Annotated in this window: 8 protein-coding genes; all 8 read right to left on the reverse strand. The window is 63.5% G+C overall.

The window, feature by feature from the left end; all coding sequences use genetic code 11:
• Positions 1–5: 5 nt before the first annotated feature.
• The 8 genes from SxD43FB_RS08145 to SxD43FB_RS08180 all read right to left on the reverse strand — a co-directional run bounded on the left by SxD43FB_RS08145 (position 6) and on the right by SxD43FB_RS08180 (position 12,337).
• Positions 6–968, reverse strand: a complete 963-nt coding sequence (locus SxD43FB_RS08145; RefSeq protein WP_096061742.1) for a family 43 glycosylhydrolase — start codon at positions 966–968, stop codon at positions 6–8.
• Positions 965–2,146, reverse strand: a complete 1,182-nt coding sequence (locus SxD43FB_RS08150; protein ID WP_096061822.1) for an SGNH/GDSL hydrolase family protein — start codon at positions 2,144–2,146, stop codon at positions 965–967. Before SxD43FB_RS08150 ends, SxD43FB_RS08145 begins: the two co-directional genes overlap by 4 nt.
• Before the next feature lie 13 nt (positions 2,147–2,159).
• Positions 2,160–3,656, reverse strand: coding sequence for an MFS transporter (locus SxD43FB_RS08155; RefSeq protein ID WP_255245641.1), 1,497 nt, complete (start codon positions 3,654–3,656; stop codon positions 2,160–2,162).
• A 94-nt stretch (positions 3,657–3,750) separates the two neighbouring features.
• Positions 3,751–6,189, reverse strand: coding sequence for a glycosyl hydrolase 115 family protein (locus SxD43FB_RS08160; protein ID WP_096061744.1), 2,439 nt, complete (start codon positions 6,187–6,189; stop codon positions 3,751–3,753).
• A gap of 109 nt (positions 6,190–6,298) precedes the next feature.
• Positions 6,299–7,414, reverse strand: coding sequence for a glycoside hydrolase family 88 protein (locus tag SxD43FB_RS08165; protein ID WP_096061745.1), 1,116 nt, complete (start codon positions 7,412–7,414; stop codon positions 6,299–6,301).
• 6 nt (positions 7,415–7,420) lie between these two features.
• A complete protein-coding gene (locus SxD43FB_RS08170) occupies positions 7,421–10,420 on the reverse strand; it encodes a beta-galactosidase (protein ID WP_096061746.1) in 3,000 nt (999 codons plus the stop codon).
• Positions 10,421–10,428: 8 nt separating this feature from the next.
• Entirely contained in the window at positions 10,429–10,743 is a 315-nt protein-coding gene (locus tag SxD43FB_RS08175) for an L-rhamnose mutarotase (RefSeq protein ID WP_096061747.1), read from the reverse strand.
• 73 nt (positions 10,744–10,816) lie between these two features.
• Positions 10,817–12,337, reverse strand: a complete 1,521-nt coding sequence (locus SxD43FB_RS08180; RefSeq protein ID WP_096061823.1) for a glycosyl hydrolase family 28-related protein — start codon at positions 12,335–12,337, stop codon at positions 10,817–10,819.
• Positions 12,338–12,341: the final 4 nt, after the last annotated feature.

A 12,341-nucleotide genomic window follows, 5' to 3' on the forward strand; every position in this document is an offset into this window, starting at 1 on the left:
GCTGCTCAGGGTTTTAGCGCGACTGACACCGGGGCGTTGCGATCGACCGAAATAGACCCATCGCGTTCGACCAGTTCCGCGATCTGGAGGACGCTGCGGCGTTTCCAGTCGGGATTGACGCGCGCCTCATCCTCACCATCCTGATGAACGAAATAGAGGATATAGGCCCGCTCGCCCGCAACGATGATGTCGGGGTGCTGGCCCTTGGCGCGATCGGTGGGATGGATACCGGGCAGGCCTAAAATATGCCCTTCCTGCCGCTCCCATGTCTCCGCGTCGTCGGACCGCATGACCAACAACCCTTTCCACGCGTCGGAGATCAGCCACCAACGCCCCTTCCAGCGGAATGCCTTGGGGCCTTCGCCGGGCGTGTCGGTCAGGCGCTTACCAACCGTCCAGTGGACCAGGTCTTTGCTGTCCGCCGTGCGGATCGCCTTATTCTCGCGTTCATCGTTGAAGAAGAGACGATAGGCGCCGTCAGGCAGCGTTATGACGCTGGCATCGATCACCCGGTCGGAGCCAAGGTCGAGCCGCTCGCCGCATTTCCACGTCGCTAAGTCGGGACTGGTCAGGTGGACGATGAAGCGCGGCGCCTTCCAGTCGCGGAAGACCCCCGGCACAACGGTCAGCCACATATGCCATTGCCCGCCGAGAAACTGGACTTCGGGTGCCCAAAGCGTCTCGCCGGTACAGCTTTTGGGGATGGCGGCCGTCCCGCTATAACGCCAATGCGCGCCATCCTTCGACCGGGCGGTGCCGATGGCGGTGCCATGGACCCATCGGACATCCTTGGCGTCTTCCATAGGCAGGTCGGCGCGGCGGTTGGTGTAGAACATCACCCACTCGCCGCTGGCCCGGTCATAGACGGTCGAGGCGTCGGCCGCGCCATCATGCACGGGGTCGCGATAGAGCGGTTTGGGCGCGATGGGCGCACTAGCAGCGGCGATCAGGAGCAGGCCAGCGATCATCGAAACAGTCGGAGGTCAAACGCTGCGGCCATCGCCGCAAATCCTGCATCATTGGGGTGCAGCGCGTCGCCCACATCATAGGGTTTCGCCATCCGCGCCGGATCGGCGCGGTCAGCGATCGCGTTCGCGAGGTCGACCATGCCATCGGCTTCGTCAGTCGTGCGGATCCAGTCGTTGACGGCGACACGGACAGCCTCGCCCTCTGCGCTCCAATAGCCAGCGCCCTTATAGGGCAGGATGGTGGCGAGGATGACCTTGATCCCATTACCCCGCGCCCGCGCGATCATCTGACGATAGGCGCCGATCAGGTCATCGGCGCTCGGCAAAGGGCGTCTCTGCGCCGTCGCCGCGCCGATATCATTGACCCCTTCCAATATCACGACATGGCTGACGCCCGGCACCGCCAGCACATCGCTGTCGAAGCGCGCGAGCGCATTATAGCCCTCGCCTTCGGACAAGAGGCGGTTGGCGCTGATCCCGGCATTGGCGATCGCGACATTCCGCCGTCCCGCCCTCTGGAAGCGTTCGGCCAGCAGGTCGGGCCAGCGCCGGTTGCTGTCATTGGTCGCGCGCACGCCGTCGGTGATGGAATCGCCCAGCGTGACGATGGTGGGGGCGGGCCGGGCGGTTTCCACTTCCACGGCGGACAGGATGAGGCGCGGCCCGATGGTCGTCGCCCCGGTCAGGTTGATCGCGGCGGTCTGGTCGCCGGGCGCGATCCAGTTGGTGGCGGCGGCATAGGCATGGACGGTGGGCGTGGCTGCGCCCTGGGGCAGATGGATGCTGATCGTCAGCCGGGTAAGCGGCTTGACCGGCAGGTCGATCGGGTCGCTCAGCAACGGCGCGCGCGGGGAAAGCGTCGTCCCCTGCACGCGGTTGAACGCGACGACGCGGTCGGTGCCCGGCAGGGTCGCGCCATCTTCCCCGGCGAGCGCGACATGGACTGCGCCGATCGTCAGCGGCGCAACCGCCATTTCGTTGGACAGGCGCAGCCGGATGCGCACCCCGCCACTGGACAGGCGAACGACCTGCCGCACCGTGCGGTCGGTCAGGTCCGGGCGCTTGTCGGCCGCAGCGGTCCAGACGAGCGGTGCGGCCATCCAACTGCGCGACCAGTGCTGGGCCGCGGCGGGCGTGGCTGACAGGGCAAGAGCGGCAAGAAACAGGACAGGGCGCATGATCGATCCTTTGTCAGCGGGCGACCGGGTTTCTGCCCCATAGCTGATCATAGCGCCAGCCTGACAGATCCTCGACGATCCGGCCCGCCTCCGGGCTGGTGGGCGTCTGTGCGCCACCCCGTAGATGCTCGATCTCGGCCATCAGCACATCATGGGTGGCGGGGCTGAGGCGGAAGCGGGTGGACACGAGGATACCAAAGCCCAGCATCCCCACCGTGCCGATCCCCAGCAACAGAGCGATCGTCAGGATGGCATCATAGCTTTGCACGGACGCACCGGACACGAAGCCACCCGCCTGCATGATGAACCCCACACCCGCGACAGCCGCGGCCTGCGTCGCCTTGCGCACGAAGGTCATGACACCGGCAAAGCTGCCCTCACGCCGCTGTCCAGTGACGATCTCGTCCACGTCGGCCATATAATTATAGGTCGCCCAGGGGATATAGTTGAGCGCGCCACGACCCAGGCCCGCCAGGATGATTGGCAACCAGATCATCGGGCTGCTCGCCGGAATGTCCAGCACCCACAGACCGATGAGTGTCAGCGCACCCGCCGCGAAACTGGCCGCCGCAATCTGATAGGCGCGCGACGGCGACGCCCGCAGCGCCAGGTTGATCGCGATAATGACCGCCACGAACTGGACAATATACATGGTGCCAAGCAGCCCCGATGCGATCGCCATCGATCCCGTCAGCGCAAAGATGACGAAGAAAGTGAAGGCCGCGTTGAAAATATCCTGACTGATATAGCCGCCCAGATACATGCCCAGATGCAGCCGGAACGCCCGAATACGCATGGTGGAAAAAAGGTTGCGATACAGCGCCTTGAACGCCTGCCCCATGCCAGCCGTCGGCGCGGCCTGCGTCAGCGCAACCCCGCCCGGCATATGCCGTTCCCAACTGAACAGATACAGCAGCCCGGCCGTCAGCATGAAGAGCGCGGCGAAAATGATGCCCATGTAAAAAAACGTGTCGGCACTGTCGCGGCCCAACGTCGTGATCAGCCACAGCGGCAGGAAGCCCGCCAAAATGGCCGACGCCTGCCCGAACAGGATGCGCGCGCCTGCGAACTTCGCCTTGGTCTTATAATCGCTCGACATTTCGGCTGCCAATGTCTCGAACGGGATGATCTCCATCGCATAGACGAGTTCGAACAGCACATAGCTGACAAGATAATACCAGAAGGCCTGGCCCGGCAGCCACATCAGCGCGAAGCTGGGCAATAGCGGGATCGCCGCGAGGATGAAAAAGCGCCGACGCCCGAAACGCTGGCCGAGCCGAGTGCTGCCGAAATGGTCGGAAATATAGCCGATCATCGGCGAAGCAACGGCGTCCAGGATACGCGCGACCGCAAAAATCGTCGCCGCCTGTCCGGCGGAAAGCCCGCAAAACTGGGTGTAGAAGATCAATACCCAACCGGAAATGACCGCCATCGACCCAGCGCCCAACACGTCATTGGACCCATAAGCGAGATAATTGCGCAGGCGAACGGGGCGGGTTTCTGGGAGCACTGCTTGTCTATCCTCAGCCTTGGATCGTGCCACGATCGTCATCCGGACACATGGCTTAATACCATATAGTGAATGTCTATCACGCTATTTGAAATTAATGCAAGTGACCTGTTGCGTGAACCGGCTCGAAGCGGATCGCCTCGATCATCACGCCTGGATCGGCGGACTGCAAGGTGACGCGATGCGCGCCCGCTGGCAAATCTACCGGCACGGCCAGCGCAATCCGGCTATCGAGAACAGCCTGCGCCCAATCCCTGTCCCCAGTCTGGCGTGGCGTTGCCAGGCGATACGCGACACCGTCTATAGCAACGGTCAAGCGCAGCGGATCGCCATCCCGGTCGGCATAGGTCGGCAGGATATCGACAAAAGCGCGCCATTCCCCGGCCGGTAGCGTGACGGTCGCACCGACGCTGCCTCCGGCCCCGGTCGCGGCGAGGACGGCACCGTGCCGCCCCAGACCGTCGCCCAGCCGCCATCCTTTGTTGACCGTGAATTGCCGCGGCTTCAGCACAGGATCGATGTGCAGAGGCACGATCGTCGGCACCGATGCGGGGGCCGATAGAGCGTCGGGTGCTGGCAGGATCGGCGGGGTCAGACGATAGCTGCGCCATTGGCCGTCGGCAGGTTCCACCGCCATCATGCCACGCCATTTGCCGCCCGCAATCTCCCGATTATAGCGGTGCGTAAGCGTGCTCAGAGTCGCATCGGCCGCATGGGCTATCGTACCGCGTCGGATCGCTTCGGCCAGATCGCTGTCGCGCAGCCGGTCATGCGCTTCTGCCGCGAAGAAGCGGCGATTGGCGGCGGCGGACGCGGCGACTGGATAGGTCAGCAGTTCGAACAGGGCGTCGCGGCGATCGGCGGGGACATGCGATTCCAGCGCGGCGAGGGCCTGTTCCATGGCGGCGAATGCGGCGAGCCGGGCGTCCGCCTGCGCGATCGACAGCGGACTTGGCCGTGCCTTTTCACCAGGCAAATACCACTGCAGATGTTCGGGCCTACGATCGAAATTCAGGCGGTGATAGGTGCGCAGGACATCGGCGATCGGCCGCGCTTGCGTCGCGTCAATATTCTCCGCCGCCCATGCTTCGGCGAAATGGTCGATCGGCTGGGCGCGGGTCGCCTCTATGTCCCAAGCCAGCGCTAGGAAATACTCCGTCGCCAGTTCGGCGGGCTTCAAGTCACCGACATTGGCGACCCACATCTGGCGCGCACCCCGATCGAAGGCCCGGCCCATTTCCTCGCGGATCAGCGCGGGCGGCGTGGTGGATAGCCAGAGATAGGAGAGCGGCGCGCCAAGATAGGAAAGATGGTAATAGATCCCTGATCCACCCGATCGCGCGCGCTCGGTGCGGTCGGGGAAGTGACGGATATAGCCGAAATTATCGTCGGGCCACATCAGCGTCACATTATCGGGTACCTTGAGTCCCGCGCGATAGATGTCGAGCACTTCCTTATAGGGCGTAAAGACCTGCGGTGCGTCGGCTATGCCTGCACGATCCAGCATGCCGCGCTGGTCGGTGATGATGCGCTCCAGCGTAGCGCGGCGATCCGCGATGGTGGACGGACCAACCATGCCGCTGTCATGGATGCCGCGCATACCGAGCGTCCATATGCTCTCATAGCCTGCATTTGTGGCAACGCGATCAGCCCAGTAACGCTGCACGCCGGGCGCATTCTTCACATAGTCGAAATCATCCGGCGGCGCGCTCCATTCGCCGACATTGTTGCGCAGCATCGGTTCGGCATGGCTCGATCCCATGACGATAGCATAGCGGTCGGCCAGCGCGGCGTTGGCCGGATCGGCGTTGAAGGGCTGCGTCACCTTGTGCATGGCAGGCCAGAGGAGGTTGGCTTTCAGCCGCAGCATTAGCTCGAAGACCTTGGCGTAGGTCTTGGGGCCGAGCGGTTTTTCCTGTGGCGCATGGGTCGCGGCAGCCCAAGGGACTAGCCCCCAATCCTCGTCATTGAAGAAGATACCGCGATATTTGACCGAAGGCGGGCCAAAGCGCCGCAACCCCTTGGCGACATGGAGGCTGACCTGATGCCGGGGCGTAACATCGGCCCACCAGTGCCAAGGCGAAACGCCAATCGCACGCGACAATTCATAGGCGCCATAAGCTGTCCCGCGCCGATCCGACCCGATAATCACCAGCGCGCGCGCAACGCCGGCGCGCGGCTTGTCGACGCTGGCGATCAGGAAACTTTCCCAGGCACCCTTCAACGTGCCGATGGCGATGCGGCGGTCAGCGATCAACCGGTCGATCGCGGCATTCTTGCCCAACGTGCCGATCCAGATTTGCGTGTCGCCGCCCGGTGTTGCCCGTGTGACGGTGGCAAGGTCGCGGCGCAGGTCGGCTGCGGCGATGGCGACGACATCATGATCGGCAGGATCGATGACGACCGGCGCGACGCGCCCCTGCGCCGCCAGCGTGAGATCGCCGGGGCGGGCGTTCTCGCGCACCCAATGTTGCGCCGTCGCCATCGGCGCAACGCCGATCAGTGCAATCAGGAGCAAAATACGCGCGATCATCGCAAAATATGAAATACCGCCAGCGTCGCAACGCTGGCGGTATCCCTTGGCGGACATTGGCGGTCGATCGGTCCTTCCATTTCCCGCTCTCCCGCCGCTGCCCGCTTTGTCAGATATAGCTGCGCAGAAACTCGCCCAGTGCGCAGATGGCGAGGCTCTGGCCATAGGGCATGGAGGTCAGCGCAATATCCTTGTAGAATTGCTGGGTGTCGCCCATCGCGGTGCCAAAGCTCACCTGCTGCAACTCGCCCGCCGCGTCGATATTGGCCAGCACGCCGCGCACCGCCTTGATGCCGACAGCCTCATAATGGCGCGGCAGGTAACCCTTCCGCACGGCCTTGAGGATGCCATAGGCGAAACCCGCGGTGGCCGAAGCTTCCAGATAGCTGGTCGAATCGACGATCAGCGTGTGCCACAGGCCCGTATCGGCGTCCTGCGTCTGCGCCAATGTCTTCACCTGCGCCGCCAGCGTATCGATCAGGAAGGTGCGGAACGCATCACCCTGCGGCAGATCCAGTATCTCGATGATTTCAGGGATGGCGATCGTCACCCAGCAATTGCCGCGCGCCCACAATGCTTCTGCAAAATTATGACGACCGTTGAAATCCCAACCATGGAACCACAGGCCTGTCTTGGTATCGAACAGATATTTGATGTGGATGAGGAACTGGCGTTTGGCTTCCTCGACATAATGGGGGCGGTTCAGCAGCAGGCCGATCTTGGCCAGCGGCAACACCGACATCATCAGCGTGTCGTCCCACATTTCGCCCGGATTTTCGTCATTATAGACGATATGCTGAAAGCCGCCCTCTTCGGTCTTGGGCAGGCCATCATCCGCCATCAACCATTCGGCCCAGGTGTCGAGATAGGGGATGTAGCGCGGGTCCGGCTCATGCTCATACAGGTATGCGAGCGTGATGAAGGGCGCCATGGTGTTGATATTCTTGGTCGGCGTGCCTTCGGCAAAGCGATCCTCGAACCATTGCTTGATGATGCCCAACGCCTTTTGGTCGCCGGTCTGCTCATAATAACGCCACATGCCGAACAGGCCGATGCCATGGGTCCATTCCCACCCGGCCCATCCCTTGGTGTCGATGATGCGGCCATCCTCCAGATGCAGAAGGAACTCGCCGGTCTCGTCCTTGATATTGACGAGATTGTCCATCAGCCGGTCGATGGCGTCGACCACTTGGGCGCGCGGGACATCATGATTGAGTGCGGCCACTTATTCTTACTCCTTAAGGTCTGAAGGTGCGTTTGGCGCGGTAACCATCTGCACTGGCAGACCGCCTTTCACGGAATGAAGGGTGACGAGGCGCACGGCTTCGAGCGCATCGCTCGGCTGGCCATCGGATGTGACGGCCAGCGCGACATGGTTCTTGCCCCGATGGTTCAATATGCCTTCGGGAATGGGGAAGGTGCGTTGCGGCCCGACATGGGCGATAAACTGCCCCATGTTCCAGCCATTGACGAACATCAGCACGCGATAGCGAACCGGCGATCGCGGCTTGGTCGCGTCGCCGAAGCTGAGCGCGATGGTCGCGTCCTGCCCCTTGGGCACGGCCAGGTCGAAGCTGGTGCGATACCAGCTGGTTCCCACTTCTGCCTGCGTGGCAGGGACCGTTGCCTTCGCCCAGCGCTTGTCATCGAAGCCGGGCAGATGCCATCCCATGCGCTCGCCATAGAGGCCGCCATTATTGGCCGGACCGCGTACAGGATCGGCCAGCGTCTCGCCGCCGTGCTTGCCCTGAATCTTCCATGCGATCGGCACGGCAAAGCTGCGTCCGCTCGGGCCACCTTCCAGCGATGCGGAGATCAGGCCACGGGCCTCCTTGTGGAAATCATCGCTGTCCAGATCCCAATTATGACCATTGTTACGGACCATGACGGACAGGATATGCTCGCCACTTTGGGCACTGGCGGGCAGGGCAAAGCGCGCCGTGCCGGTGGTAATAGGACGGGGCAGACCGCCCGGCGTTTCCGCCTCGCCGATAAATTGCCCGTCGATCCACGCCTGAACGAGGCCAGAACCACCCGCGCCATAATAGAGCGACAGCGTCTTGGCATCGGGCGTTCCGGTGAAGCGGCCACGATACCAGACATCGCCATCATGAAAGCCATAGGCGTCCATGCCCATATTCGGCTGCCCATCGGGTCGCGCGGTAATGCTGGCCGATGAGCGATTGTCGATCACTTGCCAGCCGCTATCGTCGAAGGCTGGCTCTGCTTCGGGCGAACCCTTGGCCATTCGCCAGTCGGTCAGCGCAGGCAGCGCGAACGTAGCAGGACCGGCAAGCGGCTGCGTGGCCGCAAGGCTGCCCGATGGCGTGGCGCGAGTGGCGATCTTCCCGCCGTTCCACGTCACGCTGCGGATCGTGCCCGGCGCCCAGATTTCGAGCGGGCTTTGCGTCGCGGTATCGCCGGTCAGGGCCAGCGTGCCGCCCTTCACCGTCGCATGGCGCACCAGTTCAGGGCCACGGATCAACATATCGCCCTGCCGCCAGTAGCGGACGGCCTCAGCTTCATCGCCCAGGATCACCGTCAGCGGCGGCCGCCCGCCGCCCTCGATCCGCACGATCGCGCGGCCTTGATGGCGGTAGCTGAGTTTCAAGTCGCCCTTCGCCGCGTCGAAACGGCTGGTGGCTTCCCCCTCGATCACGGTCACGGTCGGCGCGCTGGTGTAGCGCAGCACGGTCTCGCCCGGCTCCCCGGCGCGGCCATAGAGCAGCATCAGGGCGCCCTTATCCTGGCGCTGCGCCGATTGCAGTTCCGACGTGGAATAGACCAGCCGCTGCCCACCCAGCGTTACGCCCGCGACCAGCCATTTCGCGTCAAAGCCGTTGAGGCGCATCGGCACGGTATAGCGGCCATCGGGCAGGTCGGCAGTAAAGGTGAAGCTGTCGTTCGTCTGCCCGTTGGACGGCGTGTGCGTCACCATCAGGAAACGAGCGTCGGTTTCCGGGCTTTTATTATGGTAAATCTGAATATTGGGCGATGTGATCTCGACCGGCCCCGCCGGAACCATGCCCGCCAGATCGGGGACGGACGCGATGAGGCCGCCCAACTGCTTCATCTCCTGCGCCTTTTCGCGCAGCGCACGGGGTTCGGAAATCGCCGCGCCATAATCATAGCTGGTGAACACCACCGGGCCGGGCAGCCAGCCCCAGCTGGTGCCGCCATAGGTCATGTAAAAGCTCTGGATGCCGATGCCGTTGGCGAGGTTGGTGCCATAGAAGACCCGCTGGAACCGCTTGCCGCGCTGGATCGCGTTGCAGTCATAGCCGCCGTTCGACCCCCAATAATCAAACCAGCCGCCGCCGAACTCGGCCGCGAATCCCGGCGTATCGGGTGAGGCCGACGCGCCGCCCTTCGCCCCGCCCGTACCATAATAGCCCCAGTCGGGTGCGGCGACATCGCGGGTGGGCTGGCCGGTGACGGTGCAGGTGCCGCCCGGATAGCCATCGAACGCATACATATCGTTGGGGCCGGTGACGACCTTGTCGACCGTCGAGGATTCGGGCGTCCAATAGCCATTGCGGCCCTGATCATTGTGGAAGATCGGCACGGTGATGCCGTCTGCCCGCGCCTTGGCATAGAGGTGATCCATATAGCGCCGCTGTGCGGGCGTCGTCAGCGCCAGTTCGTTTTCGATCTGGTGCAGAATGACGCCGCCCTTGCGCTGCTTGTCCACATTGATCTGGTGCCGCGCGATGATCGGGTTGATTTGGCTGAGCCATTCATCGACGGCCTTGAGATAATCCGGGTCGTCAGTACGCGCGCGTGCGCGCTGGTTCACCAGCCAGCCGGGAAAGCCGCCGCGCGACAGTTCGGCATTCACATAGGGACCGGCACGGGTGATGACGTAGAGGCCTTCCTCCTCCGCCATGGTGAGCAGCCGGTCGAGATCGCGGATGCCGGTAAAGTCGTACACGCCCTGTTTCGGGCTATGATAGCCCCAGTCGAAATAGAGGGCGACGGTATTGAACCCGCTCGCCTTCATCTTCTGCAATATGTCGCGCCACAGGTCGGGCGAGGGCAGGCGGAAGGGGTGGAATTCCCCGCCCCAGATGATCTTGCGCTCGCCATCGATCATCAGCGATCGCGCATCATAGGAGACGCGGCCAAAGCTCTTGACCGGGGCGGACAGGTTGGCGGTGGGTTTGGCAACCTGCGCCATCGCAGGGATCGCCAGGGCGGAGCCCAGCAGCAGGGCAGCAATTAGGGAGCGCATCGGTCGGATCAATCCATGTGGAACAGTAGGGGGAGCGGCCATTCCTTGGGTCGATTGTCCGGTTCGACCTCCATCAGCGGCGCCATATAGGCCCACCATTTCTGCATCACCGGATGGTCAGGCAGCGTGTCGCGCTGATTCTCCGCCGCCAGCGTCAGCACAGCGAACAGGCTGAGCGTATCTTCATCCAGAAAGATGGAATAATCGGAGATACCCGACTGGCGCAGCAGATCGGACAGTTCGGGCCATATTTCGTCATGGCGGCGACGATATTCGTCCACGACGCCGGGCTTCAATTGCATCTTGAAGGCGTGGATCGACATCTCGGCTCTTCCCCCTATAAACCACATTATGGAACCTGTGACCTATATTTGGTAACATCGTCCCAATTGTTCGTCAACGCCACAGTGGCGTGTTTCGCACCGTCAGATGCCGCACATCGTCGAACAGCAAGGGCGGACGCTGGTCGGGCGAGCGTGTCGCCGCCGTGAACCGCTCGATCGTCAGCCGCTGAGCGTGCCGCGCCCACAGCGCCCAGGCGGGCAGCACGCCGAACATGCTTGGCTCAGGATAAGCGTCGGCCAGTTCGCCGGGCCGCCGTGCGGCATCCTGCGCCGTGCCGCCGCCCGCATAGTCCAGATGGATATCGCGCAGCGTCACGTCGCGGATCGGATGGCCAGGCAGGCCCGCAATCGTGGCCGGGAAGCGATGATCGATGCCACGCGCATCGACCTCGCTTATCTCGACATGGTGGATCGCGCCGATCCCTGTGCCCTCCGGCCCGCGCCGCCGGTCGCCCAGCCGCAGGAAAAGGGGCGCGGTAGTAACGTCGCGCATGGTCAGTCGGCGCGCGACGATATGCTCCATCACCCCGCCATCGACCGTCTCCAGTGCCAGCCCCCGGCAGCGGGTGAAGCGGCAATCCTCGATGCGGATGTTGCGATAACCGCCATTGCTCTCGGTCCCCAGTTTGATCCGTCCGGTGACGCGATCCTGATCGGGCGCGATCTGCTGGCGGGTCGTCCGGGTGCCGTCGATCAGCGATCCCATATCATAGCCTGACACGTCACAATCGCGGATCAATATGTCTTCGGCGGCGATCGCCCGCCCCAGCGCATGGCTGCTCTTGATCACGATGGCATCGTCATTGGGCGAATTGACGCGGCAGCGTTCCACCACCACGTCGCGCACGCAATCGAGATCGATGCCGTCGCGGTCGGTATCGATCGTCAGCCCATCGATGCGCAGCTTTTGCGTGCCCGTCGCCAATATGGCGAAATGCCCGCCCTTGCGAATGGTGAAGCCCGACAGGCGGATGTCGCGGCCATTTTTGAACGCGATCGCCTTGTTGCCCTTGCCAGCCATCGCCGCGGCGGCCGGTTCCAGGTCATCAATCTGCGCCTGCGTCATCGCCCGCATCGACAGCGGACGCTCGCCCGCCTGGCGCTTCCAGCGCGCGCCGGGGCCGTCGCGGGTCAGGCCCGCGCCATCGATTGCGCCGGGACCAAGGATGGCGACCTCGCGCACATCATCGCCCCAGATCAGGCTGTTGCGCCAATGGCTATGGCCAAAATCCTGATATAACTGGTCGATCCCGTCTTCGGGCAGATCATAACGTCCGCCATGGCGCGCCGGATCGGCCGCTTCGATCACCGCGCCTTCGGCCAACAGCAAGGTGACGCGACTGCGCAGCCGGATCGAGAAACATAGATAGCGCCCGCGCGTCAGCAGGACGGTGCCGCCGCCGCTGCGCGATGCCGCCTCGATCGCGGCGTTGATCGCATCGCTGTCGACCGCAATGCCGTCACCACGTGCGCCATGGTCCCGCACATCGAAGCGCCGCGCGGCATGGGCGGGGAAGGGCAGGGCCGCCAGCGGGAGACTGGCCAGTCCCAGCGCCAGATCGCGGCGGGTCATGTCC

Source organism: Sphingobium sp. D43FB, assembly GCF_002312805.1.
Taxonomy (GTDB): Bacteria; Pseudomonadota; Alphaproteobacteria; order Sphingomonadales; family Sphingomonadaceae; genus Sphingobium.

What these genes read in the sequence shown, in the direction of transcription:
- SxD43FB_RS08175 (WP_096061747.1), bottom strand. Translation starts at nt 10,743, where the DNA reads ATGTCGATCCACGCCTTCAAGATGCAATTGAAGCCCGGCGTCGTGGAC.
- SxD43FB_RS08145 (WP_096061742.1), bottom strand. Translation starts at nt 968, where the DNA reads ATGATCGCTGGCCTGCTCCTGATCGCCGCTGCTAGTGCGCCCATCGCG.
- SxD43FB_RS08150 (WP_096061822.1), bottom strand. Translation starts at nt 2,146, where the DNA reads ATGCGCCCTGTCCTGTTTCTTGCCGCTCTTGCCCTGTCAGCCACGCCC.
- SxD43FB_RS08160 (WP_096061744.1), bottom strand. Translation starts at nt 6,189, where the DNA reads ATGATCGCGCGTATTTTGCTCCTGATTGCACTGATCGGCGTTGCGCCG.
- SxD43FB_RS08170 (WP_096061746.1), bottom strand. Translation starts at nt 10,420, where the DNA reads ATGCGCTCCCTAATTGCTGCCCTGCTGCTGGGCTCCGCCCTGGCGATC.
- SxD43FB_RS08180 (WP_096061823.1), bottom strand. Translation starts at nt 12,337, where the DNA reads ATGACCCGCCGCGATCTGGCGCTGGGACTGGCCAGTCTCCCGCTGGCG.